Origin of the sequence: Burkholderia sp. 28_3, from assembly GCF_003253915.1 — a bacterium.
GTDB lineage: Bacteria > Pseudomonadota > Gammaproteobacteria > Burkholderiales > Burkholderiaceae > Burkholderia > Burkholderia cenocepacia.
The window spans coordinates 388,075-413,694 of the sequence record NZ_QKZF01000001.1; the positions used below are offsets into that span (position 1 = coordinate 388,075).

The window sequence follows — 25,620 nt, forward strand, 5'->3', positions numbered from 1 at the left end:
GGACGGTCGGTCCGCCGCTTCGCCGGCGGCAGCTTACTGCTGCCGTTCCCAAGCACGCGCCTGCTCGGCGCGCACGAACGCTTCCGACGCCGCCGGCAGCAGGTTGCGGAACGCGCCGCCGTCGCCGTCGATCACGTCGACCATCTTCGCGACCATTTCCTCCGGGTCGTGCTGTTCGAGCGGGAACGTCAGCCGCTCGGGCGTCACGGTATGCACGGCCGGATCGTGCCAGCGCCGCGTCGTTTCCATCATCCGGTCGTTGAAACCCGTGCGGTACGGGCCGGGGTTCACGACCGCGACGCGGATGCCGTGCGGCGCGAGTTCCGCGTGCATCGCCTCGGCCACCGATTCGATCGCGTGCTTCGACGCGCAGTACGCACCCGTGAACGGCCCCGTGATCAGGCCCGCGATCGACGACACGAACACGATCTTGCCGTGCCGGCGCGCGAGCATCCCGCGCGCGATCTGCTGCGTGAGCTCGAGCGGCCCGAACACGTTCACGTCGAACAGCGCGCGGACGATCTCGACCGGCAGGTCGACCAGCGCGCCGGCTTCGCCGACCCCCGCGTTGTTCACGAGCACGTCGATGTCGAGCTCGGCCGCGCGCGCGCGGTCGTGGGCCGACGTGACGTCGAGCCTGATCGCGCGCAGCGTGGTGCCGCGTTGCGCGGCGGCGGCCGCGACGTCGTCGATCTCGGCCGTGGCGCGTACGCCGGCCGTCACGTCGTGACCGCGCTCGGCGAGCCGCAGCGCGACTTCGCGGCCGAAGCCGGTGCCCGCGCCGGTGATGAGGATGCGTTTCTGTGCCATGTGCTTACCTTGTGGAGTGGAACGTTGCCTGAAAAAGGTCGCGGCAGTGCTGCGCGATCGCGGTGTCTTCGTCGACGCTGCCGCCCGAGATGCCGATCGCGCCGACGCAGCGTCCGTCGCCGTCGACGAGCGGCTCGCCGCCGCCGAACGTGACGAGCCCGCCGTGACTGTGTTCGATGCCGCGCAGCGGGCCGTCGCCCGACATCGCGCCGAGCGCGCCGGTCGACGCGCGGAAGCGGACCGCCGTCAGCGCCTTGCGCTGCGCGAGATCGATCGCGCCGAGAAAGCAGTCGTCGGTGCGCACGAACGCGAGCAGGTTCGCGCCGGCATCGACGATGGCGATCGCGACGCCGGCTACCTGCAGCGACGCGGCATGCGCGAGGGCCGCGTCGATCGTGCGGCGGGCGACGGCGAGCGGCAGCGCGGCGGTGAGCGGGTTCATGCGAAGGGCTCCGACAGGACGACAGCGCCAGTGTAGGCAGTGGCGGTATATGGGAGAATCCGCATTCCACTCGAAGCAGTTTCAAGTTTTTTTAATGATGGGCAAGCGATGAGCAGACGCGATCCGATGGCCGGCCTGCACGTGTTCATGACCGTCGCGACGGCCGGCAACTTCACGCGGGCCGCCGCCGCGCTGGGCCTGACGCCGGCCGCCGTCAGCCTGTCGATCGGGCAGCTCGAGGGCGAGCTCAACGTGAAGCTGTTCAACCGCAGCACGCGCGGCGTGAGTCTCACGGAAGCCGGCCAGCGTTACTGCCGGCAGACCGAGCCCGCGTACCGTCAGGTCATGCAGGCGCGTGACGCGCTGAAGGATGCGCGCAGCGAGCCGAGCGGGCTGTTGCGCGTGACCGCGCTGCCGCTCGCGCGCTTGCTCGTGATCGCGCCGGTGCTCGCCCCGTTTCGTGAGCGCTATCCGAAAGTCCGGCTCGAAATCCGCTACGAGAACGAACTCGTCGACATCGCAAAGGAGGGATTCGATGCGGGCATTCGCCTCGCCGACCGGCTGCAGCCGGGCATGATCGGCGTGCGGATCGCGCCTGCGTTGACGTGTGCGCTGGTCGCGTCGCCCGGTTATCTGGCGCGGCACGGTGCGCCGGCGTCGATTGCGCAGCTCGAGCGTCACGCGTGCATCCGTTTCCGGTTTACGGAAAGCGGGCGGTTGCACAAATGGCTGCTGCACGACGGGCGACGCGACGTCGATCTCGACCCGGACGGCGTATTCGTGACGAACGATGCCGATGCGGTGATCGATGCGGCGCGCGCGGGCGTCGGCATTGCGTTCGCGTTCATGCGCGAGCGGATCGAGCAGGACCTGCGCGACGGCACGCTCGTCGAGGTGCTGCCCGGTACGTGCCGCACGCTGCCGCCGATGTGGCTGTATTACGTGAATCGCAAGCACGTGCCGGCCAAGCTGCGCGCGTTCATCGACGTGCTGCGCGAGCGCGCTGGCGCGGACGCGGCGTAGTCGCATCGGCGCGGCTCACTGCAGCGATCGATTCGTCGGCGCATGATGGCGACTCCCGCCACGACGCCATGGAGTTGCGTGATGACCGGATTTCCGCATTTTTCGATTCGAACCGGGGTGATTGCCGCAGCGTTGGCGGCCGCCGCGATTTCCAGCGCACCGGCCGTCGGCCAGACGTCGACGGTGCCGGCAGGATCGGCCGTCGCGACGCCCGACAACGCGGTCCTGCTGACCGTTTTCCTGAAACACGACGAATCGCGGCCGCTCGCCGAGCTGAATGCGCAGCTTGCGAAGCAGGGGTTCTACAAGGCGTTTCCGCCGCCGGGCGTCGAGGTGGTGAGCTGGACGGTGACGATGGGAATCGGGCAGATCGTCGTGCTGCGATTGCCGGCGGCGCGGCTGCGCGAGGTCAATCGCGTGCTGGAGGATACGGCGTGGGGGGTGTACCGGACGGAGTTCTATCCGACTTACGATTACAAGGCGATCGGGTTGGGGGAGCACGAGCGGGCGAAGTAAGGGAGGCCGGACGTTTCTGCGCGCACGCGGAGGTCCGAATCAATCTGCCCCCATTCCGGGAAAGCCTCGCGACACGACGCTTTCGTCCTCTTCGGCTGGCGTCGTGCCGGCAGATTCCTCCCAAATGCATCGCAAGTCATTCATCCGATGAAAAAACCGCCCCGGTTCCCGGTATGATGCGCACCTTGCGTTCGTAGGACGCACGGTTTCTTTATGCGTTTTGATGCGAGAGACACCACAAATCCGCACAAAGCCGACGTGAAAGATTCTGTAATATTAATTCCGTATACTCGTAAGTTCTGATCCAGGCGCCACGAGCCCGTCTTCGGCCGGCCGCCCATGCAGAACAACCAGATACGTCGCCGCCGGCCAACCCGCGCCGCGACACGCTATGCACCACCACTGAACACGTTATGTCTTCCCGCCACTCTGGTTCGCCCGGCCGTGCCGCGGCGGTGATCGCCCGTGCCCGGGCGCTGATCCGCAACGAGCGCGTGCTGTCGCCGCTGCTCGCGCTCGGCATCGGCCTGCTGCTGATCGTGGTTTTCCAGCATCTGTCGGAATCCGTCGACTACCGGTCGGTGATCCGCCAGTTGCGTCACATGTCCGTCGCCGAGTGGGGCGCGTCGCTGGCCGCGACGGCCCTCAGCTATCTCGCGCTCGTCGCCCGCGATGCGGTCGGCCTGCGCTATGTCGCGGCCAAGGTGCCGCGCGTCGCGCTGTGGATCGGCGCAATTGCCGGTTCCGCGCTCGGCAATGCGACCGGCTTCGGCGCGTTGACGGGCGGCGCGGTGCGTGCGCGCGTGTACGGTGTGTCGGGCGTCACGCCGGCCCAGATCGGCCGGATGACGGTGTTCACCAGCGGCACGCTGGCGCTCGCGATGGTGTTGATGACGGCGGTCGGCATGGTCTGCGTGCCGGAGGCGCTCGCCGCGATGCTGCACGTCGGGCCCGGCGTGCTCACGTGGACGGGCGCGGCACTGCTCGTCGCGCTCGCCGCGCTGGTCGCGCTGTGCGGCAACACCGCGCGCCCGGTCGTCACGCGCTTCAAATGGCTGTCGTTCGACGTGCCGGCGCGGCGCGATCTCGTCGCGCAGGTCGTCTATGCGGTGCTCGACGTGGTGGCCGCGGGCCTGACGCTGTGGGTGTTGCTGCCGGCAGCGCCGGTCGGCTTCCCGACCTTCATTACCGTTTATGCGGCCGCGTTGCTGCTCGGGATGATCGGCCATACGCCGGGCGGGATCGGCGTGTTCGAGGCGGCGATGGTCTTCACGCTCGGTCGCGAAGTGCCCGCGCACGCGATGGTCGCCGCGCTGATCGCGTATCGCGCGATCTATTTCGGCGTGCCGCTCGTGCTGTCGGCCGGCCTGCTGGCCGGCTTCGAGGGCCGCGCGCTGCGGCGCCGGCTCGTGACGCGGCAGGCCGTGCGCGTGTCGCAGCTCGCGCCGGTGTTCCTGAGCCTCGTGACGTTCGCGGTCGGCGGGATGCTGGTGATCTCGAGCGCGACGCCCGCGTTCTGGCACCGGATCGCGATCCTGCGCCACATCGTGCCGCTGTGGGTGCTCGAAGGCTCGCAGGTGATCTGCAGCGTGCTCGGCGTCGCGCTGCTGTTCGTCGCGCGCGGGCTGTTGCGCCGGCTCGACGGTGCGTGGTGGATGACCTTCGCGTTGACGCTCGCGAGCCTCGCGCTGTCGCTGGCCAAGGGCCTCGCGTTCGTCGAGGCCGGCGTGCTCGGCACGCTGCTCGTGCTTTTGCTCGTCAGCCGCCGCCGCTTCAATCGTCATTCGTCGCTGCTGGCCGAGCGCTTCACCGTCAGCTGGTTCGTGTCGGTCGCGATGGTGCTGATGCTGGCCGTGTGGGTGCTGTTCTTCGCGTTCCGCGACGTGCCTTACACGCGCGAGCTGTGGTCGCATTTCTCGTTCGACGCGCGTGCGCCGCGGGCGCTGCGCGCGACGCTCGCGTCCGGCGTGTTCGTTGCGCTGTTCGCGCTGTGGCAATTGCTGCGCCCGGCGCCCGGCCGATTCGTGAAGCCCGCGGAGCAGGATCTGGTCGACGCGGAGCAGATCATCCGCGCGCAGGAATGCAGCGATGCGGGCCTGGCGTTGATGGGCGACAAGTCGTTCCTGTTCTCGGAGTCGCGGCGCGCGTTCCTGATGTACGCGAAGAACGGCCGCACGTGGGCCGCGCTGCACGACCCGGTCGGGCCGCGTGAAGAGTGGCCGGCGCTGATCAGCAAGTTCATTGCGCTCGCGCATGCGCACAGCGGCCGCGCGGCGTTCTACCAGGTGCGCGCGAACGCGCTGCCGCTGTATCTCGACGCGGGGCTCACGCTGATGAAGCTGGGCGAGGAAGCGCACATCGCGCTCGACCAGTTCGACCTGAAGGGATCGAACCGTTCGCATCTGCGCTATGCGCTGCGGCGCGGCGACAAGGATGCGCTGACGGTCGAGGTGATCGCGCCGGGCGACGTGCCTGCCGCGCTGCCGGCGCTGCGCGGCATCTCGGACGGCTGGCTCGACAGCCGCGATGCGCGCGAAAAGAGCTTCTCGGTGGCCGCGTTCCACGACGGCTATCTCGCGACGCAGTCGGTGATGCTGGTGCGGCAGGCCGACAAGCCGATCGCGTTCGTCACGTTCATGACGACCGACCTCAACACCGAGGCGACGGTCGGCGTGATGCGCCATCTGCCGGAGGCTTCGCCGTACGCGATGGAGTATCTGTTTACGCAGCTCGCGCTGCATCTGAAGGAAGCGGGGTTCCGCAAGCTGAGCCTGGGTATCGCGCCGTTCTCGGGGATGGGGGCGGCGAAGATGCCGTCGCCGTTCCACCGGCTCGGCCTGATGGTCTGGCGCTTCGGCGGCCGCTTCTACAACTTCCGCGGCTTGCGCGCTTTCAAGAGCAAGTTCGAACCGCACTGGGAGCCGCGTTATCTCGCGGCCTCGGGCTCGGTCGGCGTGTTCGTCACGCTGGCGGATCTGTCATTGCTGGCTGGAGGTCGGCGTTCATGATGTCGAAGAAGGGTATCGCGCGGGCGGCAGCCGCCTGCGCGGGAATGATGCTGGCCGGCGCCGCGTGCGCCACGCAGCCGGCCGCGGTGAAAGCCGAAACCGTGTCCGGCGGCCGCTACGGGCCCGTGACCGTGACCAGGCCGAGCGGGCCGCTGCGCGGGTTCGTCGTGCTGTTCTCGCGTGAGGGCGGCTGGCGGGCCGCCGATCAGCAGGCGGCCGACGCGCTCGCGAAAGCCGGGGCGATGACGGTCGGCGTCGATTCCACGCGTTACGCGGCGAATCTCGCCGCGAAGCAGGAGACTTGCCACCACCTCGACGGCGACGCCGAGGCGGTCAGCCATCAGCTCGAACGTCTCGCGCAGTCGTCGCGCTATTTCACGCCGATCGTCGCGGGCGTGGGCCAGGGCGGCGCGATCGCGAAGCAGATCCTCGCGATGGCGCCGGAGAACACGATCGCCGGCGTCGTCGCGGTCGGTCCGGCCGCGAAGCTCGATCCGCGCTTCAAGCCGTGCCCGCCCGATCCGACGATCGTGCGACGCGCGATGCCGGGCTTCGTCGAAACGGCTGCCGCGGGCGACACCGCGAAGCTCGTGTCGCTCGTCACGCCGCACCTGCGCGACACCACCGGCGGCAGCGACGAGCTCGACGTCTCCGACCTGCCGCTCGTCGAGCTGCCGGCCAAGGGTGGCAGCGACCGGCTCGCGATCGTGATTTCGGGCGACGGCGGCTGGCGTGATCTCGACAAGACGATCGCCGAGGCGCTGCAGCGCGACGGCGTGTCGGTGGTCGGCATCGACAGCCTGCGTTATTTCTGGAGCGAGAAGCCGCCCGCGCAGGTGAGCCGCGATCTGGCCCGCGTGATGCGCACCTACATGGCGCGCTGGCATGCCGGCCGCGTGGCGCTGGTCGGCTACTCGTTCGGCGCGGACGTGATGCCGTTCGCGTACAACCGGCTGCCGGCCGACCTGCGCGACAAGGTCGCGGTGGTGTCGCTGCTCGGCTTCGCGCCGTCGGCCGATTTCCAGATCCGCGTGACGGGCTGGCTCGGCATGCCCGCGAGCGACAAGGCGTTGAAGGTCGCGCCGGAAATCGCGAAGGTGCCGCCGGCGCTCGTGCAGTGCTTCTACGGTGCGGAAGAGACGGACACGATGTGTCCGGCGCTCGCGAACACGGGCGCCGACGTGATCAGGACGCAGGGCGATCACCACTTCGGCCGCGATTACATCGCGCTCGAGAAGAAGATCCTCGGCGGGTTCGGCAAGCCGGTGGCGGCGCGCTGAACATCGGCCGGCGCCCGCGTGACGGCAGGCGCCGGCCGGTTTGGTTCCGGTTCATCGGACGGGCGGCCAGCGAGCCGCCCGTTTCATTTTCCGGGCTGCGCCGCCGCGTCCCGCGGCGGCATGACCGTTCGCGCATCGCGCTGATAGAAGCCCGGAAACCGGTCGAGCTGTCGCCGTGCGACCGCGAGATCGGCGGCGTCGCCGAGCACCGCGCTCGAAAACCCCGTGCGTTCCATCAGCAGCAACTGGTCGACCAGTACGTCGCCGGTCGCGCGCAGGTCGCCGGCGAAGCCGTAGCGCTTGCGCAGCAGGTAGGCCTGGCTGTATGCGCGGCCGTCGGTGAACGACGGAAACTGCAGGTCGATGCGCGTGGCGTGCGCGATGCGTGCGGCCAGCGGCGGCAGTTCCTCGTCGTTGCCGATCGTCAGTGTCGTCGCGTCGTGCTGCTGCGTGTCGTCTGCGTGCTCGGCCGGCGTCAGCAGCCGGATGCGTGCGGATGGGTTCGAGGTCTCGTGCTTCATGCCGGCTCTTCCTGATGACGTGCGGCGTTCGCGGCGGCCTTGAACGGTTCCGTGCCGATGCGGCGCACCGTGTCGATGAATCGTTCGCCGCGACCGTTCGCGTCGATGCGCGCGTCGAGATAGGCGTTGACGATCGCGTCGACGACATCGACGATCTCGTCCGCCGAAAACGACGGGCCGATCACCTTGCCCGGCCGCGCGGGGCCGCTCGCGCTCGAGCCGTCCGAGCCGCCGAGCGTGACCTGGTACCACTCCGCGCCGTCCTTGTCGACGCCGAGGATGCCGAGGTGGCCGCTGTGATGATGGCCGCACGAGTTGATGCAGCCGCTGATGTGCAGGTCGATGTCGCCGACGTCGTGCAGCAGGTCGAGATCGTCGAAGCGCTCGGCGATCGCGTCGGCGACCGGAATCGAGCGCGCGTTCGCGAGCGCGCAGAAATCGCCGCCCGGGCACGCGATCATGTCGGTCAGCAGCCCGACGTTCGCGCTCGCGAGCCCGATCGCGCGGGCGTTTTCCCACAGCAGGAACAGGTCGTCGACGTGCACCCACGGCAGCACGACGTTCTGCGTGTGCGTGACGCGGGCCTCGCCGGCCGAGAAGCGGTCGGCGAGCTCGGCGAGCGCGTCGAGCTGCTCCGGCGACGCATCGCCCGGTGCCTGCAGGCGGCGCTTGAACGACAGCGTGACGATGCGCAGCGCCGGGTCGCGGTGGTCGGCGACGTTGCGGGCGAGCCAGCGCGCGAACGCCGGATGACGGCTCGCCTGCGCGGCGACGCGCGCATTCGCGTCGGCGAGGTCAAGCGTGCGCGGCTTCAACCGCGGCGGCACGAACGACGCGGCGACGCGCTCGAATTCGGCCTGCGGGATCGTGTGCGGGCCGCCGTCGAGGTCGACGATCTGGCGGAACTCTTCCTCGACGTCGTCGATGTAGCGTTGCCCTTCGGTCTTCACGAGGATCTTGATCCGCGCCTTGTACTTGTTGTCGCGCCGCCCGTAGCGGTTGTACACGCGGACGATCGCCTCGATGTAGTTCATCACGTGCTGCCACGGCAGGAACGCGCGCAGCAGCGTCGCGATCATCGGCGTGCGGCCCATCCCGCCGCCGACGCTCACCCGAAAGCCGAGCGCGCCCGCGTCGTCGCGCACGAGCTTCAGCCCGACGTCGTGCCAGTCGGTCGCCGCGCGGTCCTCGGTCGCACCGGTGATCGCGATCTTGAACTTGCGCGGCAGGAACGCGAATTCGGGGTGCAGCGTCGTCCATTGACGCATCACCTCGGCGAACGGGCGCGGATCGGCGATCTCGTCTGGCGCGACGCCCGCGCGTTCGTCGCACGAAATGTTGCGGATGCAGTTGCCGCTGGTCTGGATGCCGTGCATGTCGACGGTTGCGAGCAGATCCATCACGTCGGCCGCCTTCGCGAGCGGAATCCAGTTGAACTGCACGTTGGTGCGGGTCGTGAAGTGCGCGCTGCGGGTCGGCAGGCGCAACGTGCCGAGCAAGGCCTGCGCGTCGCACGCGGCGCGGTAGGTGGCGTCGTCGGGCACGTCGTAGTCGCGCGCGATCCGCGCGAGCACGCGAAGCTGCGCGCTGGACAGCTCGCCGTACGGCACCGCGACGCGCAGCATCGGCGCGTGGCGCTGCACGTACCAGCCGTTCTGCAGGCGCAGCGGCCGGAACGCATCCTCGCCGAGGGTGCCTTGCTGCCAGCGTTCGAGCTGGTCGCGGAACTGGGCGGCGCGGCTGCGCACGAGTGCCCGGTCGAAATCGGTATATCGATACATGACGTGATACGCGAGAGGCGCCGCGGCGCGCAGGGCGCGCGGCGCGGCAGGGCGTTGCGACGGATGTCAGGCAACGGAAGACAGCGTAGGGAACGCGGTGCGGCGGGACAAGCAGCAGATCGGGACGGAAAAGGCGCAGCAGATGGCCGGCGGGGCGCCGGCGCAGGCCGGGCATGCGTGCATGCCCGTGAGCGCGGTCAGGCGTCGACGACGAGCGCCGGATCGAGCGCACGGATGCGCTGGTCGATGAAGTAGCCGCCGCCTTCCTGGTAGCGCAGGAACAGGCGGCCGCACGGGCGGCAGCGGCTGACGGTGCAGCGGTTGTACGGGAAATGACGCGGCGCGATCGGCGCATCGTCCGATGCATAGTGCGTGCCGGCCGGATGATATTCCGCGTAGGTCGGCTCGGCATCGCCCGGCGGCATGAGCGTGGCCACTTCGAGCAGTTGCGTGTCCGGCAGCGACAGCGGCAGGGTCGTCCAGCCGGCGAGCGAGGTCTTGGTGCACGTGCACGGCTGCGTGACGTGCGCCGCTTCGGCCGTCAGTGTCAGCAGCGCGTCGTGATCGAGGTAAGGCAGTGGGCTCATGGGCAATCGTGAAGGGGCGGTTGGACCTGCAATGTAACCCGCGCGCGGATCGGCTGCATGGCCGCGACACCGGCAGCGCGGCGCGCTTCCTGCGCGCTCAGCCGGCCTTGCGGACCGACGGCTGCGCGACCAGTTCGCCGAGCACGCGGATCGCGCGCTCGATGTCGCGGCTCCACGGATGGCCGAAGTTCACGCGCACGCAGCGCTCGAAGCCGTGCGCGGCCGAAAACAGCGGACCCGGCGCGAAGCTGATGCCGCGTGCGATCGCCTCGCGATGCAGCGCCATCGCGTCGATCGCGTCGGGAAACGCGAGCCACAGGAAATACCCGCCTTCCGGCCGCACCCACTCGACGTCGGCCGGCAGCCAGCGCCGCAGCGCGTCGTCCATCCGGTCGAGCTGCGCGTGCAGCGTGCCGCGCAGCACGCGCAGGTGCCGGTCGTAGCCGCCGTGCTCGAGATAGTTCGCGATGCCGGCCTGCGCGGGAATGCTGGCCGACAGCGTCGTCATCAGCTTGAGCCGCTGCACCTTCTCCGCGAACCGGCCGGCGGCGGCCCAGCCGATCCGGTAGCCGGGCGCGAGCGTCTTCGAGAACGAGCTGCAGTGCATCACGAGGCCGTGACGGTCGAATGCGCGCGCGGGCAGCGGATAGTCCGGGCCGAAATGCAGTTCGCCGTAGACGTCGTCCTCGATCAGCGGCACGTTGCGCGCCGCGAGCAATTCGACGAGCGCGCGCTTTTTGTCGGCGGTCAGCGTGACGCCGGTCGGATTCTGGAAATTGGTCATGAACCAGCACGCGCGGATGTCGTGCCGGTCGAGCGCGTTCGCGAGCGCGGCGAGATCGAGGCCGGTGCGCGGATCGACGGGAATCTCGACTGCGCGCAGGTCGAGCCGCTCGATCGCCTGCAGCGCCGCGTAGAAACCGGGCGCTTCGACGGCGACGACGTCGCCCGGCCGCGTGACGGCCATCAGGCACAGGTTCAGCGCTTCGAGTGCGCCGTTCGTGACGACGAGTTCGTCGATCGGCTGCGAGATGCCGGTGGCGAGATAGCGCCGCACGATCTGCTGGCGCAGCGCCTCGTTGCCGGGCGGCAGGTCGACGACCGTGCTCCACGGGCTCACGAGCCGCGTGGCCTGCGCGAGCGACTTCGCCAGACGCGGCAGCGGAAACAGCTGCGGCGCCGGGAACGCGGAACCGAGCGGCACGATGCCGGGCTGCGTGGCCGCATCGAGCACGGAGAACACGAGATTGCTGATGTCGACCTTGCGGGTTGCGTCGGTGCGGCGCGTACGGCGTTTCGTCGCCGGGCTCGCGGCCGGCTGCGCGCCCGGCGCGACGTAGTAGCCCGAGCGTTCGCGCGCGCGGATCAGCCCCCACTGTTCGAGCAGGTAATACGCGCGAAATACCGTCGACTGGCTCACGCCATGCTGCGCGATGATCTGTCGCAACGACGGCAGGCGCGTGCCGACGGCGAGGTTGCCGTTGCGGATGTCGTCGGCGATCGTATGGGCGAGGGTTTCGTAGCGTTTCATCGGCGTGGGTGGAGCGCTGCGTCGCCGCACGCGGGCCGGAGCGGCGCCGCGCCGGCGGGCGCGGCTCATTGTCCGATGCGCGGCCCGAAAAGGAAAGCGCGGGTGTTTCGGCCGCGCCGTCCCGCCGCGTCAAGCCGCGTTCGGCTCGACATTCCGCCCGCTGCCGCCGCGACGCAGCGGCGGCAGCGGCTCGACCTTGCCGACCACGAACAGGTACGACAGCGCCCCGACCACGCATAGCGCGCCGGCCACCGCGAGCGGCACCACGAACGAGCCTTTCGTGATCGACAGCATCACGCCGGTGAAGGTCGTGATGAAGATGCCCGCGAGATTGCCCGCGAAGTTCTGGATGCCGCCGAGCGACGCGACGTGCGCGGGCGTCGGCGCGACTTCGCCGACGAGCGTCCACACGTTGGCGCCGGCGAACGACAGGCTGGCATACGCGAGTGCGAACAGGCCGAGGCAGGCCCACACGTTTTCGACGAACGCGGACAGCGCGATCGACGACGACAGCAGCATGCCGAGCACGAGACAGGTCTTGCGCGCGGCGGTGGCGCTCCAGCCGCGGCGGAACAGGCTGTCCGACACGTAGCCGCCGAGCCAGCCGCCGGGAATCGCGAGCAGCGCGGGCAGCATGCCCCAGGTGCCGAGCGACGCGAGCGAGAAGCCGCGCGACTGCAGCAGGTAGCTCGGGAACCACGTGATGAAGAAATAGATCGCGAAGTTCAGGCAGAACAGGCCGATCATCATCCCCCACACGGTGCGGTAGCGGAACAGGTCGAGCCACGACACCGTCGGGCCGTCGGTTGCGGCCGCAACCGTCGGCGCGCCGCGTTGCGCGAGCAGCGCATCGACGGCGTCCGGCGCGATCGCGCGATAGCGTTCCGGGTCGCGATAGACGAACCACCACGCCAGCGCCCACACGATGCCGATGCCGCCCGTGATCACGAACGACCCGCGCCAGCCGACGAGCGAGATCAGCCACGCGACGAGCGGCAGCGACAGCGCGGAGCCGACGCGCGAGCCGCTGTCGAAGATGCTGCTGGCGAGGCCGCGCTCGCTGCGCGGGAACCAGTTGAACGCGACCTTCGCGAACGACGGGATCGCGGCCGCTTCGCCGACGCCGAGCATCAGCCGCACGCCGACCAGTTGCGCGAGGCCGCGCGCGGCGCCGGTCGCGACGGTGAACACCGACCACCAGCCGACGGCCAGCGCGAGGCTCACGCGCACGCCGACCTTGTCGATGAACCAGCCGGCCGGTAACTGCAGGAACGCATAGGTCCAGAAGAACGCGCTCAGCACGAGCCCCATGCCGACCGCGTCGAGCCCGAGGTCGGCACGGATGCTGGGCGCCGCGATCGCGAGGTTCGCGCGGTCGATGAAGTTGATGACGTTGGCCAGAAAGCACATCAGGATCATGGCCCATCGGATGCGTGGCATGGCGGTGTCTCCGCGCGGAATGTCGTGGCGGGCGACCGGCGATCCGCTGCGCCGGCCGCCTCGAAAGGCGAATTACTGCGACGCTTGCGGCGCGCGGTCGAACTTCGCCAGCGCTTCCCACAGGCCGTTCAGGTAGACCGCGCCGAGCGCGCGGTCGTAGAGGCCGTAGCCGGGCTTGCCCGTCTCGCCCCAGATCATGCGGCCGTGGTCGGGGCGCACGTAGCCGGTGAAACCGGTGTCGTGGTACGCCTTCACGATCGCGGCGATGTCGAGCGAGCCGCAGCTCGACAGATGCGCGGTTTCCTCGAAATCGCCGTTCGCGTCGACCTTCACGTTGCGGATGTGCGCGAAATGGATGCGGCCCATCGCGCCGAACTCGCGCACGAGCGCTTCGACGTCGTTTTCGGGACCGGCGCCGAGCGAGCCCGAGCACAGCGTCAACCCGTTCGCGGGCGAGTCGACGAGACGCACGATCCGCGCGAGATCGTCGCGGTTCTTCACGATGCGCGGCAGCCCGAAGATCGGGCGCGGCGGATCGTCGGGGTGGATCGCCATCTTCACGCCGGCTTCCTCGGCGACCGGAATGATCGCTTTCAGGAAGTATTCGAGGTTGGCCCACAGCGCGTTCTCGTCGACGTCGCGGTAGTCGGCGAGCAGCGCCTGCAACTGTTCGGGCCGGTAGCTGGAATCCCAGCCGGGCAGCGCGATGCCGTCGTTCGGATCGATCCGGTCGACCGCGGCGGTGCTGAACGCGAGGCAGGTCGAGCCGTCGTCGAGCGTCTTCGACAGCTCGGTGCGCGTCCAGTCGAACACGGGCATGAAGTTGTAGCAGACGACGCGGATCCCGGCCGCGCCGAGATGGCGGATGGTCTGCCGGTAGTGGTCGATCAGGCGGTCGCGGCCCGGCTTGCCGAGCTTGATGTCCTCGTGCACCGGCACCGATTCGACGACGTCGAACTGCAGGCCGGCGCGTTCGATCGTCGCCTTCAGCGCTTCGATCTTGTGCGCGGGCCAGACTTCGCCCACCGGTTCGTCGTAGATCGCGGACACGATGTGCGTGACGCCGGGGATCTGGCGGATGTATTGCAGCGAGACCGGATCGGACTCGCCGTACCAACGGAAAGACATCTTCACTGGAGCGGCTCCTGGCTGGCGGTTCATGCGTTGGACGAGCGGGGCGGCAGCGTGCCGGCCGTCGTCGGTGTGCGGATTATGATTGGTATGCCAATTTTGGGGGATAGTGGTTTACCAGTTGTTCTGGCAAGCGTCGGCCTGCGTGACGTTTCCGAAAGCGTCAGGCGAGGCCGGCCCACGGGCGAGCCGGGGTGTCGCCAAATTGGTGTACCATTTTGACGATCCGGCGCCGCAGCGGCGCCCGCCAGCCTGTTGCGAGCCTTCCGATGACCGATCTTTCCAGCCTGCCCGCCAGCCGCGACACCGATGCCGCGGACCGCTCCTATATCGGCCTTGCGCGGCAGATTCACGCGATGGTGGCCGCCGGCGCGTTCGAAGCCGGTGCGCGGCTGCCGTCGGAACGCAGCCTGGCCGACCAGTTCGGCGTAAGCCGCACGCAGGTGCGCGAGGCGATCATCGCGCTCGAGGTGCAGGGGATCGTCGAGGTGCGGATCGGCTCGGGCATCTACGTGTCGGCGGCCGATGCCGCGCGGCCGGTGACGTTCGAAGTCCCGCGCGGCCCCGGGCCGATCGAGACGCTGCGCGCGCGCGGGCTGATCGAGGCGGAAGTCGCGGCGCTCGCGGCGACCGAACGCAAGGATGCCGATCTCGACCGCCTGTTTTTCTCGTTGACGACGATGCGCGAGCAGATGAACGACAAGGCCGCCTACGACGCGGCCGATCGCCAGTTCCACTTGCGAATCGCGGAATCGACCGGCAACACGGTGCTGCTGCACATGGTCACGGCGATGTGGGATTGCGCGCGCAGCGATCCGCTGTGGGACAAGATCGAGGAGCACTTTCACTCGACCGCGCTGCGCGAAGCGTCGCAGGAAGATCACCAGCGGATCTTCGCGGCGATCATGGCGCGCGACGCGGACGGTGCGCGCGACGCGATGCGCGCGCACCTGTCGCGCGTGATCGCGGAATTCACGCAGGCCTGGCGCTGACGTTCGTCTTCGCGTATCCGCGCATGCGTGCATTCGCGCCGCGATGCAGGCCCCGGTAACTGCGTCGCATTCAGTCGCAAGGCCAATGAATATGCGCCGTGTGCGGCTTGTTCCGATTGCGTGACCCTGCGTTTTATGGTCTCGTTGCGGGATATCGCATCGACTCGAAAAAGGACAGTCGAATGCAGCCGGGCGATTCACGCGGGGTCCGATTGATCAGGGGAATCGGCGCAGGCACGCGCGCGCGCCGCGCCGTGCGTACGCTGCTTGTCATATTGACGGTAGGCTTACTGGCGCCCGTCCCGCCGGCCGTCGCCGCCTCACCCGAAACCGTCAACGACAACGTGCTGCGCGTGCTGGCGTGGCCCGGTTATGCGGACAGCGATATCGTCAGCGCATTCGAGGCGCAGTTTCATGTGCGTGTGGAAGTGACGCTGGTCGATTCCGACGAAGCGTTGTGGACGCGGTTGCACAGCGCATCGCCGCCGCCGTACGACGTGCTGGCCGCGAACACGGCCGAGATCCAGCGCTATGCGCATGAGCACCTGCTCGCGCCGGTCGACCTGTCGCGCATCCCGAACCGGCGGCGGCAGTTGCCGAATTTCCAGCAGCTCGCGATGATCGGCGGCCTCGTGCAGGACGGCGCGTCCTACGCAGTCCCGTTCACCTATTCGTCGATGGGGCTGATCTACGACCGCAAGCAGGTGCCGGCCGCGCCGCGCTCGATGCGCGAACTGTGGAATCCGCGCTATCGCGGCAAGGTGCTCGACTTCAACAGCGCGCAGCACAATTTCTCGTTCACGGCGCTGGCGCTCGGCTATCCCGATCCGTTCCGTCTGTCGCCCGCGCAGACACTTGCCGTCGCGCGCAAGCTGATCGACCTGCGCCGCAACCTGCTGACCTACTACACGCTTCCGGAAGAGGCGACCGCGCTGTTCGTCCAGCATCGCGCGGCGCTGATGTTCGGCAACTACGGCACGCAGCAGGTCGAGCAGTTGCGCCGCGCCGGCGCGGACGTCGGCTACGTGATCCCGGACGAAGGCGCGCTCGCGTGGCTCGACTGCTGGGCCGTCACGCGCGGCGCGCTGCGTCCCGAGCTCGCGTTCGCGTGGATCAACTACATGCTCGAACCGGCGATCGGCGCGCTGCTGACCGAGCGCCAGGGGCTCGCGAACACGCTCGAGCCGCCGCGCGGCCTCGACACCGGGCACGAGCATCTCGTATGGCTTCAGCCCGTGGAGGACATCGCGCGCCGCGAATCGCTGTGGGGCCGCATCGTGTCGGGCGACCGGCCGGAGCGGTTCGGAAAATGATCCGGCTCGGGCTCACGTCGAAGCTGTCGGTGCTGTTCGCGTGCATTGGCGTGATCGCGTCCGGCACGACCGGCTACTACGCGTATCGCGCCAACCGCGCGATGCTCGTGCAGGAGGCGCAGCACAGTCTGCTGATGTCGACGCAACTGCTCGGGCAGCGCTTCACGACCGCGCTCGCCGACGTCGCCGACGATGCGCTCGTGCTCGCGCAGTTGCCGTCGTCCGCGTTCGTCGCGGGCGCCGACCATCCGGACGACGCGCGCCGCATGCGGCTCGAACAGGTGTATTACAGCTTCATGCGGAATCACGCGGAATACCTGCAGATCCGTCTGATCGCGCGCGGGCATTTCGGGATCGAACGCATTCGCCTCGATCGCGACGCGCGCGGCATCGTCGTGCTGCCCGAACGCGAATTCCAGGAGAAAGGGCAGTTCTCCTATGTATTCGATACGCTCGCGACGGCGCCTGGCCACATCTACCTGTCGCCGATCGTGGTCAATCACGAGACGGGCTCGCACGCGGCGGAGGGGCTGCCGATCCTGCGCGTGGGCACGCCGGTGGTCGACGCAGCGGGGCAGACGGTCGGCGCGCTCGTCGTCGACGTCGAGCTGTCGCGCGTGTTCGGCCGGCTCGAACGCGATTTGCCGGACGACTATGCGGTCTATCTCGCGAACGAGTGGGGCGATTTTCTCGTGCATCCCGATCCGGAACAGACGTTCGGCTTCGATCGCGGCCGGCGCGTGCTGATGCAGGATCGCTTTGCCGTCACGCGCGCGCTGTTCGACAGCGGACGCATGAACGTGACGCTCAATGGCCTTGCGCAGCCCGATGCGGCGCCCGGCCAGATGTTCGCGTTCGTCCGCACGCCGTTCGGGCACGACGAAGGCAACCGCTTCGTCGTGCTGGGGATGGGCCGGCCGCTCGCCGACGTGCTCGCGCCGGCCGGCATGCTGGGCGAACGGATCGTCAGGATGGTGCTCGTATCGAGCCTGCTGGCGGTCATCCTCGCGATCCTGTTCGCGCGGGCGATCACGCGGCCGTTGCAGACGCTCGCGCGCGCCGCCACGCACGTGTTCGACGATCCGGCGGCCGAACGGCTGCCGGTCGCGCGGGCCGACGAGATCGGCGTGCTCGCGCGTTGTTTCGACAGCATGCGCGTCGAGATCCGCACACAGGTCGCGATGCTGCGCGCGAAGCAGCAGGAGCTCACGCACCTCGCCGGCCACGATCCGCTGACGGGCCTGCCGAACCGCCTGCTGTTCATGGAGCATCTCGATGCCGCGATCCGGCATGCGGCCGCGGTGCGCGAGGGGCTGGCGGTGATGTTCGTCGATCTCGACCGCTTCAAGCAGATCAACGACCAGCACGGGCATTCGGCTGGCGACCGTACGCTCGTCGCGGTCGCGAAGCGGTTGAGCCAGGTGCTGCGCAGCGGCGACATGGTGGCGCGGCTGGGCGGCGACGAATTCATCGTGCTGATTTCGGATGTGCGTTCGCCGGCGGTGATCGGCGATGTCGCGTCGCGCATCCAGATCGTGATGGCCGAGGCGCTCGAGTTCGACGAAGGGCGCATGGCCGTCGGCGCGAGCATCGGCGTCAGCGAGTTTCCGGCGGATGGCGCGTCGGCCGAGGAGTTGCTCGTCAAGGCCGACGCGGCGATGTACGCGGCGAAGGCGTCCCCGCAGTGCGTGTGCGTGCGCTACCAGGATCTGGTGCGCAGCGGCGCACCCGACGAGACTGGCCGCGTCGCATCCGGCGGCAGCCGCTGACCGCGGGCCGAAACGCGACGAGCCCGTCGCGGGACGGGCTCGTCGCATGGGCGGGCTGCAGGTGCGAAGCGCGCAGCGGCAGGCTTAGTGGCCGAAGTAGACCGAGTCGCGCGGGTTCTGCGCGCGGACGACCGGTGCGCCGCCCTCGACGGTCGCGGCCGGTTGCGAGCCGGCGCCGCTGTTGTCGATGCCGTGCACGCGGGCTTGCGCGGCCTGGATGTCGGCCGGGTAGTACGGGCTCGACTGGCTGGGCTTGTAGCCCGCGTTTTCGAGCTGGACCAGTTCATTGCGCACCTGGGCGCGGGTCACGGTGCTTTGGGCGAATGCGCCGAACGACGCGGACAGGGCGGCGGCGGCAACGACTGCGGAAACGAGCGATTTCATGATGACCTCCGATGTTTATTGGCTTTCCGCGTTCGACACCATGTCGTCAGCGGTTGATTACATCGTAGGCGTCGCTTCACCTAGGGTAAACGCGAGTTTGAGTGAAAGATCGTTGCGCTCGAGGTAATAATTTCGAGACGAACGTCTTCCGTCCCCATTCGGTATTGCGGGGATTGCAAGCAATTGGCGGGAGCGTGAACAGAGGGGCGGGCACGGGCATGCGCGCGGCGGCAAGGGCCGCCGAATATCGCGTCGAAGCGGCGGGGCTGTCGGATCAGACCCCGTCGTCGTCGATTTCCTTGCGCTCGCGGCGTTCTTCGTTGCCGCGCCGCGCGCGCAGGCGCTGGCGGGACAGGACGGCGATCACCTGCTGGGTCGGCGCGCCGGACGGCAGCTCGTTGCGGATGCGGTCGGGGACCATCGGCAGGCCGGCGCGCTGCCGGCGCAGCGCCTTGGCGATTGCCCGGCGGCATTCGTCGCCGTGGCAATCCCATTCATCGCGGATTCTCTGGCAATAACGGCATTGTTCCATCCGACTAGTCTAACGCGTCTTCGGGAATGGAGCAGGGCGCGGGGCCGGACGGGCTGCGTGCCGGGCGGCGGCGATGGCCGACGGCTCGGAGGCGGGCGATGGCAGGCTGAATCGGATTGCGAATCAAATCGACCGGAACCGTTCATCGACACGACGGTTTCGCGTCCTGCTCCAGACGGATGCCTTGCGCGCGGACGGGGCCGCCGCGCGTCAGCGGAGCGACCAGATGCCCCAGATCGCGATCAACAGGCCAAGGCCCAATCCGCAGCCCAGCAATACATACGTTTCCATTTCTTGCCTCTGACGACATGGCCATGCTGACATCGGTATCAGCGTACGCGCAGCAAAGCCGGCCGCGTATCGTCCGCGCTGTCGGTCGGAGCGATACGCCGGGTGGTCTGCGCATACTACGCGTGGCAGCTTTCAGAACGCATGCGCGATCGACGGCTGGGTCGCGTGCACGCCACCCGTCTGGGCCGTGGCCGATCCGCCGTGCCGAAATACGCCCGACTTCCAGATCATCTGCGCCGCCGCGACGAGCACGAACAGCAGGACGACCATCCTGAAGATCCGGGGCGACATCTTGTCCCGCAGCGGGCGAACCAGCCACATGCCGGCAATCGCCGGCAGGCTGGCGGCCGCCGAGATCGCGAGGTCGGCGCCGCTCGCGTGCGCCGCGCCGCTGAACGTCGTGATCAGCGTGACGATCGACACCACGAGGATGATCGCGATCTGCTTCGTGAATACGCGCCCGGTCGCGCCCGACGAAATCAGGTAGGTGGCGAGCAGCGGGCCGGGCACCGATGCGATGCTTTCCATCAGCGCCGCACCGAAGCCGAGCGCGAAACCGACGGGCTTTTGCCACGCTTGCGGCAGGTCGAGCTTCGGCGCCGCGAGCATCAATGTCGCGGCCACGATCAGCAGCGCGCCGGAGGCGGCCTGTGCGTGACCGGGATTGAGGGACAGCAGGATCGCCACGCCGACGACATTGCCGATCACGGTGCCGGCGATCGGGGCCGCGATCTTGCGTGCCGTCGCGAGCACCTGGCCACCTTCCAGCGCCTGCGGGATGTTGCCGAGGATGATCGGCATCGACAGCAGCAGCACCGCATGCCGGATCGGCAGGAACTGGCTGAGGATCGGCATCGCGATCAGCGGCACGCCGATGCCGGTGATGCCCTTGGCCATCCCGCCGAGCAGCAGCGCGACGGCGATGCCGGCCAGTTCGAACGCGGGGAGCCCCTGCAGGCTGGAGACCAGCACCCCTTCAGTCAGATTGAAATGCATCATGGAATGGCATGTCGCGGCGTAGCCGGCAGCGAGCGTCGTCGACGGCGCCCGTGGCGGTCGCGTGCATCGTGCACGCAAGGTGTTCGGGATCGGTGCGAACCTGATCGGCCGGTTGTGCGGCCCGGCCCGTCGTGCAGCGTGATGCGCCTGCATCGACGCGGCGGTTCGATCACGCATCTTACCCGAGCGTTGCATCCGGCATTCGGCTCGCGGATGGCGCGGTGCGCGTGTCGGCTGCATGACCGTCGCACCGGTTCAATATAATTCAAGTGAATCGGCCGTCTCATGCGCGGCATACATACCTTCTAACGAGGAAACCCGATGACGCTCGCCCAGTTGCAGGCCCTCGCTGCCGTGGTCGAACTCGGCTCGCTGACGGCCGCGGCAGACCGGCTCAGTCGCAGTCAATCCGCGATCAGCCATGCGCTGACGGAGCTGGAGGACCTCACGCAGGTCAAGCTGCTCTGGCGCGACCGGCAGCCGGTCGTGCTGACGGCGGCCGGCGAACGCCTGTGGCCGTATGTCCAGAGCGTGGTGCGGGAAGCGCAGATGCTGCGCCAGCAGTTCAGCCTGTCGCGCGGCAAGCTCGAAGGGAAACTGGTGGTTGCGTCGCTGCCGAGCGTGTCGCTGGCGTTCGTCGTTCCCGCCATCGAGGCGTTGAAGGAGATGCACCCGGGCGTATCGGCGGTGCTGCTCGAAGGCACGGACAGCGAAGTCGAAGGGTGGCTCGACGACGGCACGGCCGACGTCGGCGTGGTGGCCGGCACGAAGACGTTCGCGCACCACCTGCCGCTGCTCGACGAGGATTTCGTCGCGGTGGCCGCCGACGACATGTTCGCCGGCCGCAAGAGCGTGTCGGCCCGGCAGCTGGCCGCGGCGCCGTTCATTTTCTCGAAGGCGGGATGCGGGCCGGTGATCGCGGATTACTTCGCGCGCGGCGGCGCGCCGCTTCGGCCCGCATTCAACGTGGTCGAGATGCGCACGATCCTGTCGATGGCGGAGGCCGGCATGGGTGTGTCGATCGTGCCGCGCATCACGCTCACGTACACGCCGTTCGGCGGGCGCGTGCTGGCGCTGTCGCCACGGCTGCATCGCTCGGTGCGACTGGCGTGGAATACCGCCGGCAACGCGGTCACCGACGCGTTCGTACGGCTCGTCGACGCGCAACGCGCGAAGGCGGAAAAGACGGTCCGGACCCGTGCGAAAAAGGGCAGATAGCGACGGGCGGACACGATGAACGGCGCTCATGGGGCGCTTGCAGTTTATTCACGATGGCGAAGGTCAACATGCAATACATTGTTCTGACCTCGTGATCGTTGCCCTGAAGGAGTGCGCCGTGCCAGCCTTGCCCACCCTGTTTGCGTTCGGACTCGTGTCGCTCGGCATGGTGCTGACGCCCGGGCCGAACATGATCTATCTGGTTTCGCGCTCGATCTGCCAGGGCCGCCGCGCCGGGCTGGTGTCGCTCGGCGGCGTCGCGCTGGGATTCGTGTTCTACATGGTGTGCGCGGCCGTGGGCATCACCGCGCTGGTGATGACCGTGCCGTATGCGTACGATGCGCTGCGCGTTGCCGGCGCGCTGTATCTGGCGTACCTGGCGTGGCAGGCGCTGAAGCCGGGCGGGCGCTCCGCGTTCCAGGTCCGGCAGTTGCCGCACGACAGCCGCGCGAGGCTGTTCGCGATGGGCTTCGTCACGAACCTCGCGAACCCGAAGATCGCGGTGATGTATCTGTCGTTGCTGCCGCAGTTCATCGTGCCGGGGCACGGCAGCGTGTTCGCGCAATCGCTGGCGCTCGGCTGCGTGCAGATCGCGGTGAGCGTCAGCGTCAACGCGCTGATCGCGTGCGCGGCGGGTTCGATCGCGGGTTTTCTCGCGGGGCGGCCGCTCTGGGCGGCGGTTCAGCGCTGGCTGATGGGGACGGTGCTGGCCGGGCTGGCCGTGCGGATCGCGCTGGAGTCGCAAAATTGACGATGGCACCGGGTCTCGTCACCCGTGGCAGCTACCGTCGGCCTCGTTGACGATCCGCACGGGCCTGGCCTTGTCACGGCGGCTGCGCGTCGCGAGCCAGCACAGGATCGAGCCGCCGCACACCATCGACGCGCCTTGCCAGAACTCGGCCGACAGCGGCGCGTGCAGCAGCGTGGCGGCGACGGCGGCGGCGAGCACCGGCGTGAAATACGACGCGCCGACGATGACCGTCACGTTGCCGTGCATGATGCCGGTGTTCCAGGCCGCATAGCCGAAGCCGAGCGCCGACGCCGCCAGCACGAGATACCCGACCGCGTGCAAACTGAACGTCATGCCGCCGCCGCCTTCGATCGCGAACTTGATCCAGAGCACCGCGGCGACCAGCATGAAGAACGGCGTGACGCCGTTCTTGCCGTCGGCGATGCGCGCGGTGACCGTGCAATAGCCGGCCCAGATCAGCGCGCCGACGAACGCCAGCCCGTAGCTGAGCGGATTGTCCGCGACGTTGCGCAGCATGCCGGCCGGATCGAGCCCCTGGTCGCCGCCGAGCACCCGGCAGATGCCGAGCATCGACAGCAGGACGCCGGGCACGACCAGCAGATTCGCGCGCTGCTGGTTGAACGCGATGGCGGCGATCAGCGTGAGACTCGGCCACAGATAGTTGACCATCGCGACTTCGATCGCCTGCCGACCGTTGCTCGCATAGCCGATCGACAGCGACAGGCACAGCTCGTACGACACGAACAGCAGCCCGCCCCACAGCAGGTAGTTTTTCGGGAATCGGCTCAGGTCGGGGAAGCCGATCGAGAACAGCAGAAGCACGGACGCCACCGTATAGATCATCGCCGCGCCGCCGGTCGCGCCGAGGCTTTCGCTGACGCCGCGAACGAGCGCGACCACCGAGGCCCATAACAGCACTGCACCGAGCCCGATGAGCGTTGCCTTGTTCTTGCGTTTCATGCTTGCTGCCTGTTTCAACATGCCAATTCGATTTCGGATGACGCGACGGCGCCGGGCAGTGCCCGCCATGCTCCGGAACGCGCCGTCGACGATCGGCTGCGCGACCGCGTCGAGATCGGGCGCATCGGGCAGCACGAGCGCCGGATTCTTGCCGCCGCACTCTAGCACGATGCGCTTCAGGTCGAATTCGGCCGAGTACTCGAGGAATTGCCGCCGGGGTCCGTCGGGTCGGCGAAGCTCACCGTGTCGACGTCCGCGTGCCGGCGCGGCTTCGCGGTATTCGGGCTGACGACACCGTGCGATCGTTTCGTCCGGCGACCGGGTATAGTCCCGAGGCAGTTGTCGCGGATATCGAATTTCACGAAACCACCAAGAGAGAGCCGCCTTGTCATCCGGCACGACGGTTTCGAGCCGCCGTCGCGCGGCGGGCATCAGGTCCTCATGTTCGGCACCAACCGCGACACGGGCGACTGGCTGTTCCACAACCCGTCCGGGTTCGACGTGCGCACGCAGCAAAACGTGGCGATGCCGCGCGCGACGTTCGACCAGTACTTCGCGAATCGCGGCATCCTGATCGCCCCGTCACGTTGCGCGCGCAACGAGCCGGGCGATCGAAGCGTCAGACGCCCGCCGCAGCGGGCGCCCGTCCGGTCACCGCTCGTGCCGCTTCTTGCTCAGTTCGATCGTCTCGAACAGCTCGTACTGCGCGGTCGGGTGCTGGTCGGCGCCCGGCGCGTGGTAGTAGCGCATCGTGATCGTCGTGTGGCCGCCCGGCTTGCCCGGATCGTGGTCGAACACCGCGATCCCGTAGCCGGTGCCCGTGTCGCGGCGCGCGGACCAGATCGCATCCTCGAGCGCATCGGCCGGCTGGCGCACGAACGTGTTCGGCGCGGTGCCGGGCACCGGCCGGTTCGGCTTCGTGAACACCTTCGCCTGCGCAAAGCCGGTCGACGGGTTTTCGCCGTACACGTCGAGCGGCGCGCTGGTGCCGCCGCCGCCGAGGATCAGGTGGATCGTGCCGTGGCTCGTGTCGAACGTCGTCCGGTTCGGATCGTTCGAGCCGACCGGGCGCGGCTGCAGCGTTTCGACCACTTCGCCGGTCTTCGCGTCGACGCCCGCGCGGTGATTGCAGCCGCGCACCGGATAGCTGCGCTCGTAGTCGTGATCGTGGCCGCACAGCACGAGATCGACGCCGTAACGATCGAACAGCGGCAGCCACGCTTCGCGAATGCCCTTGTCGGACCCGTTGCCCGTCTTCGACGAACTGAGCGCGTCCTGGTGCATCTGCACGACGATCCAGTCGATGTCGTCGTCATGCGCGGCGTGACGCAGCGTACGTTCGAGCCAGCGCGTCTGCTCGCCGTTGCTGTAGCCACGTACGTAGAACGACGTGCCGGGCTCGATCGGCGGGCGACCGGTGCTCGCGGCCGGCACGAGCGGCGCGGGGCCGCCGACGAACGCGGCGGCGTCCTGGTACACGACGTCGTCGGCGTCGAGCGACACGAACAGCACGGAGCTCACACGGAAGCTATACCAGCGGCCGGGGAAATGCGTGCCGTTCTCCGGCAGCGTATAGCGGGCGAGATACGAGTCGAGCCCCTGCGGACCGTTGTTGAACTCGATCTCGTGATTGCCGGGGCATGGCATCCACGGGCGATTCGCGGCCGACGTCTGGTTGTTGTTGCCGAAATCGCGCCACACCTCGGGCTGGTGCGCGGGGTTCAGGTTCGCGTAGCAGAGGTCGCCGTTCAGCAGGTGGAACAGCGGCTGGAACTGCTCGACGGCCTGCACCGCGAAGCGGCTTTGCGGCGACGACAGCACCCACGCGCCGTTGGGCGTCGCGAGATCGCCGTAGCTCGTGAAACGGAACGGCGCCCGGCCGCGCGGCGCGGTCGAAAAGTGCGCGGAGAACGGCTGTGCCGCATTGCCGTCGTTGTCCGCCGTGATCTCGTAGCGGTAGCGCGTATCCGGCTTCAGCCCGTGCACGCGCGCGTGGTACGCGAACACGGTCTCGCCGTTCAGGCCGTCGGTGTACAGGCGCTGGACGCCGTGCACGGTGCGCGCCGGCTCGCCGTCGGCGACGATGCGCGCGCGCGGATTGACGGCCGGTGCGAGCGACGCCCACGAGATCACGACTTCGGACGTCGGGTCGTTGCCCCACGTCAGGTGAACCTGCTCGGGCGTGCCGTCCGGGTTCGACGCGGCGGCGCGGGCCGCCGCGAGCCCGCCGGCGGCGGTGGCGAGGCCGGAGACGCCGGCGAGTTTCAGGAAGCCGCGACGCGACACGGAGGCGGCCGGCTCGTTCGGCTGGTCAGGGAGAGTGTCCTGGTTCGACATGGTC

At 68.5% G+C, this 25,620-nt stretch carries 23 protein-coding genes and 1 pseudogene; 9 read left to right on the top strand and 15 right to left on the bottom strand.

The genetic code is table 11. The annotated features are described in order from the left end of the window. Window positions 1-33: 33 nt before the first annotated feature. On the bottom strand, window positions 34-810 hold the full coding sequence (locus DFS13_RS01800) for an SDR family oxidoreductase (RefSeq protein ID WP_034178341.1): 777 nt from the start codon (window positions 808-810) through the stop codon (window positions 34-36). 4 nt (window positions 811-814) lie between these two features. Continuing rightward, entirely contained in the window at window positions 815-1,252 is a 438-nt protein-coding gene (locus DFS13_RS01805; protein ID WP_034202264.1) for a heme-binding protein, read from the bottom strand. A 108-nt stretch (window positions 1,253-1,360) separates the two neighbouring features. On the opposite strand from DFS13_RS01805, the gene DFS13_RS01810 reads away from it, so the two are divergent. From DFS13_RS01810 to DFS13_RS01830, 4 genes are all read left to right on the top strand, one after another. Beyond that, complete coding sequence (locus tag DFS13_RS01810; RefSeq protein WP_111441332.1) at window positions 1,361-2,275, top strand: LysR family transcriptional regulator; 915 nt, start codon at window positions 1,361-1,363, stop codon at window positions 2,273-2,275. Window positions 2,276-2,356: 81 nt separating this feature from the next. Continuing rightward, a complete protein-coding gene (locus DFS13_RS01815) occupies window positions 2,357-2,791 on the top strand; it encodes a hypothetical protein (protein ID WP_006486003.1) in 435 nt (144 codons plus the stop codon). A gap of 413 nt (window positions 2,792-3,204) precedes the next feature. Continuing rightward, entirely contained in the window at window positions 3,205-5,799 is a 2,595-nt protein-coding gene (gene mprF, locus DFS13_RS01825; protein WP_048988129.1) for a bifunctional lysylphosphatidylglycerol flippase/synthetase MprF, read from the top strand. Further along, window positions 5,796-7,079 (top strand): virulence factor family protein, encoded by a 1,284-nt coding sequence (locus tag DFS13_RS01830; RefSeq protein WP_060211165.1) that lies wholly within the window; start codon window positions 5,796-5,798, stop codon window positions 7,077-7,079. Before mprF ends, DFS13_RS01830 begins: the two co-directional genes overlap by 4 nt. An 83-nt stretch (window positions 7,080-7,162) precedes the next feature. Here the strand turns inward: DFS13_RS01830 and DFS13_RS01835 are convergent, their stop codons facing one another. The 6 genes from DFS13_RS01835 to uxuA form a co-directional block, all read right to left on the bottom strand. Further along, a complete protein-coding gene (locus DFS13_RS01835) occupies window positions 7,163-7,600 on the bottom strand; it encodes a DUF934 domain-containing protein (protein ID WP_006486022.1) in 438 nt (145 codons plus the stop codon). Further along, the gene (locus tag DFS13_RS01840) at window positions 7,597-9,381 is read right to left on the bottom strand and encodes a nitrite/sulfite reductase (protein ID WP_034202267.1); all 1,785 of its coding nucleotides are present in this window, start codon (window positions 9,379-9,381) and stop codon (window positions 7,597-7,599) included. The genes DFS13_RS01835 and DFS13_RS01840 overlap by 4 nt, the downstream gene beginning before the upstream one ends. Before the next feature lie 197 nt (window positions 9,382-9,578). Continuing rightward, window positions 9,579-9,968, bottom strand: a complete 390-nt coding sequence (locus DFS13_RS01845; RefSeq protein ID WP_006486014.1) for a hypothetical protein — start codon at window positions 9,966-9,968, stop codon at window positions 9,579-9,581. A gap of 97 nt (window positions 9,969-10,065) precedes the next feature. After that, window positions 10,066-11,499, bottom strand: a complete 1,434-nt coding sequence (locus DFS13_RS01850) for a PLP-dependent aminotransferase family protein (RefSeq protein WP_077021159.1) — start codon at window positions 11,497-11,499, stop codon at window positions 10,066-10,068. 129 nt (window positions 11,500-11,628) lie between these two features. Beyond that, window positions 11,629-12,939 (bottom strand): MFS transporter, encoded by a 1,311-nt coding sequence (locus DFS13_RS01855; protein ID WP_006485998.1) that lies wholly within the window; start codon window positions 12,937-12,939, stop codon window positions 11,629-11,631. Window positions 12,940-13,011: 72 nt separating this feature from the next. Beyond that, window positions 13,012-14,073: a mannonate dehydratase gene (gene uxuA, locus DFS13_RS01860; RefSeq protein WP_171984038.1), complete on the bottom strand. Its 1,062-nt coding sequence runs from the start codon at window positions 14,071-14,073 to the stop codon at window positions 13,012-13,014. Between the two features lie 266 nt (window positions 14,074-14,339). Here uxuA and DFS13_RS01865 point away from each other — a divergent pair, with 266 nt between their 5' ends. The 3 genes from DFS13_RS01865 (at window position 14,340) to DFS13_RS01875 (ending at window position 18,144) form a co-directional block, all read left to right on the top strand. Then, window positions 14,340-15,062, top strand: coding sequence for a FadR/GntR family transcriptional regulator (locus DFS13_RS01865; protein WP_006486005.1), 723 nt, complete (start codon window positions 14,340-14,342; stop codon window positions 15,060-15,062). Between the two features lie 182 nt (window positions 15,063-15,244). Next, entirely contained in the window at window positions 15,245-16,375 is a 1,131-nt protein-coding gene (locus DFS13_RS01870; RefSeq protein ID WP_060211163.1) for a PotD/PotF family extracellular solute-binding protein, read from the top strand. Continuing rightward, window positions 16,372-18,144 carry a sensor domain-containing diguanylate cyclase gene (locus DFS13_RS01875; protein WP_006494746.1) on the top strand — a complete coding sequence of 591 codons (1,773 nt, stop codon included), beginning with the start codon at window positions 16,372-16,374 and terminating at the stop codon, window positions 18,142-18,144. Before DFS13_RS01870 ends, DFS13_RS01875 begins: the two co-directional genes overlap by 4 nt. A gap of 84 nt (window positions 18,145-18,228) precedes the next feature. Here DFS13_RS01875 and DFS13_RS01880 read toward each other — a convergent pair whose 3' ends face one another. From DFS13_RS01880 to DFS13_RS01890, 3 genes are all read right to left on the bottom strand, one after another. Continuing rightward, a complete protein-coding gene (locus DFS13_RS01880) occupies window positions 18,229-18,528 on the bottom strand; it encodes a DUF4148 domain-containing protein (protein WP_006486001.1) in 300 nt (99 codons plus the stop codon). A gap of 274 nt (window positions 18,529-18,802) precedes the next feature. Beyond that, window positions 18,803-19,060, bottom strand: a complete 258-nt coding sequence (locus DFS13_RS01885) for a hypothetical protein (protein WP_006478949.1) — start codon at window positions 19,058-19,060, stop codon at window positions 18,803-18,805. A gap of 423 nt (window positions 19,061-19,483) precedes the next feature. After that, window positions 19,484-20,350 carry a sulfite exporter TauE/SafE family protein gene (locus DFS13_RS01890; protein ID WP_060211162.1) on the bottom strand — a complete coding sequence of 289 codons (867 nt, stop codon included), beginning with the start codon at window positions 20,348-20,350 and terminating at the stop codon, window positions 19,484-19,486. Window positions 20,351-20,671: 321 nt separating this feature from the next. Between DFS13_RS01890 and DFS13_RS01895 the strand changes: the two genes are divergently transcribed. After that, complete coding sequence (locus tag DFS13_RS01895) at window positions 20,672-21,568, top strand: LysR family transcriptional regulator (protein ID WP_060211161.1); 897 nt, start codon at window positions 20,672-20,674, stop codon at window positions 21,566-21,568. Window positions 21,569-21,686: 118 nt separating this feature from the next. Then, a complete protein-coding gene (locus DFS13_RS01900) occupies window positions 21,687-22,319 on the top strand; it encodes a LysE family translocator (protein WP_034202273.1) in 633 nt (210 codons plus the stop codon). Window positions 22,320-22,337: 18 nt separating this feature from the next. Here the strand turns inward: DFS13_RS01900 and yddG are convergent, their stop codons facing one another. The 4 genes and pseudogenes from yddG to DFS13_RS01910 form a co-directional block, all read right to left on the bottom strand. Then, on the bottom strand, window positions 22,338-23,279 hold the full coding sequence (gene yddG, locus DFS13_RS01905) for an aromatic amino acid DMT transporter YddG (protein ID WP_166677901.1): 942 nt from the start codon (window positions 23,277-23,279) through the stop codon (window positions 22,338-22,340). Window positions 23,280-23,345: 66 nt separating this feature from the next. Continuing rightward, window positions 23,346-23,542: pseudogene (locus DFS13_RS40725) on the bottom strand (aldehyde dehydrogenase family protein); the annotation flags it as partial. A 168-nt stretch (window positions 23,543-23,710) separates the two neighbouring features. Beyond that, window positions 23,711-23,848: a hypothetical protein gene (locus DFS13_RS40180; protein WP_154641555.1), complete on the bottom strand. Its 138-nt coding sequence runs from the start codon at window positions 23,846-23,848 to the stop codon at window positions 23,711-23,713. A gap of 82 nt (window positions 23,849-23,930) precedes the next feature. Continuing rightward, window positions 23,931-25,616 (bottom strand): metallophosphoesterase family protein, encoded by a 1,686-nt coding sequence (locus DFS13_RS01910; protein ID WP_006485997.1) that lies wholly within the window; start codon window positions 25,614-25,616, stop codon window positions 23,931-23,933. Between the last annotated feature and the right edge of the window lie 4 nt (window positions 25,617-25,620).

Coding starts and splice junctions, on each gene's coding strand:
- DFS13_RS01800 (WP_034178341.1), bottom strand. CDS start 810: ATGGCACAGAAACGCATCCTCATCACCGGCGCGGGCACCGGCTTCGGC.
- DFS13_RS01805 (WP_034202264.1), bottom strand. CDS start 1,252: ATGAACCCGCTCACCGCCGCGCTGCCGCTCGCCGTCGCCCGCCGCACG.
- DFS13_RS01810 (WP_111441332.1), top strand. CDS start 1,361: ATGAGCAGACGCGATCCGATGGCCGGCCTGCACGTGTTCATGACCGTC.
- DFS13_RS01815 (WP_006486003.1), top strand. CDS start 2,357: ATGACCGGATTTCCGCATTTTTCGATTCGAACCGGGGTGATTGCCGCA.
- mprF (WP_048988129.1), top strand. CDS start 3,205: ATGTCTTCCCGCCACTCTGGTTCGCCCGGCCGTGCCGCGGCGGTGATC.
- DFS13_RS01830 (WP_060211165.1), top strand. CDS start 5,796: ATGATGTCGAAGAAGGGTATCGCGCGGGCGGCAGCCGCCTGCGCGGGA.
- DFS13_RS01835 (WP_006486022.1), bottom strand. CDS start 7,600: ATGAAGCACGAGACCTCGAACCCATCCGCACGCATCCGGCTGCTGACG.
- DFS13_RS01840 (WP_034202267.1), bottom strand. CDS start 9,381: ATGTATCGATATACCGATTTCGACCGGGCACTCGTGCGCAGCCGCGCC.
- DFS13_RS01845 (WP_006486014.1), bottom strand. CDS start 9,968: ATGAGCCCACTGCCTTACCTCGATCACGACGCGCTGCTGACACTGACG.
- DFS13_RS01850 (WP_077021159.1), bottom strand. CDS start 11,499: ATGAAACGCTACGAAACCCTCGCCCATACGATCGCCGACGACATCCGC.
- DFS13_RS01855 (WP_006485998.1), bottom strand. CDS start 12,939: ATGCCACGCATCCGATGGGCCATGATCCTGATGTGCTTTCTGGCCAAC.
- DFS13_RS01865 (WP_006486005.1), top strand. CDS start 14,340: ATGACCGATCTTTCCAGCCTGCCCGCCAGCCGCGACACCGATGCCGCG.
- DFS13_RS01870 (WP_060211163.1), top strand. CDS start 15,245: ATGCAGCCGGGCGATTCACGCGGGGTCCGATTGATCAGGGGAATCGGC.
- DFS13_RS01875 (WP_006494746.1), top strand. CDS start 16,372: ATGATCCGGCTCGGGCTCACGTCGAAGCTGTCGGTGCTGTTCGCGTGC.
- DFS13_RS01880 (WP_006486001.1), bottom strand. CDS start 18,528: ATGAAATCGCTCGTTTCCGCAGTCGTTGCCGCCGCCGCCCTGTCCGCG.
- DFS13_RS01885 (WP_006478949.1), bottom strand. CDS start 19,060: ATGGAACAATGCCGTTATTGCCAGAGAATCCGCGATGAATGGGATTGC.
- DFS13_RS01890 (WP_060211162.1), bottom strand. CDS start 20,350: ATGATGCATTTCAATCTGACTGAAGGGGTGCTGGTCTCCAGCCTGCAG.
- DFS13_RS01895 (WP_060211161.1), top strand. CDS start 20,672: ATGACGCTCGCCCAGTTGCAGGCCCTCGCTGCCGTGGTCGAACTCGGC.
- yddG (WP_166677901.1), bottom strand. CDS start 23,279: ATGAAACGCAAGAACAAGGCAACGCTCATCGGGCTCGGTGCAGTGCTG.
- DFS13_RS40180 (WP_154641555.1), bottom strand. CDS start 23,848: ATGCCGCGATTCGCGAAGTACTGGTCGAACGTCGCGCGCGGCATCGCC.
- DFS13_RS01910 (WP_006485997.1), bottom strand. CDS start 25,616: ATGTCGAACCAGGACACTCTCCCTGACCAGCCGAACGAGCCGGCCGCC.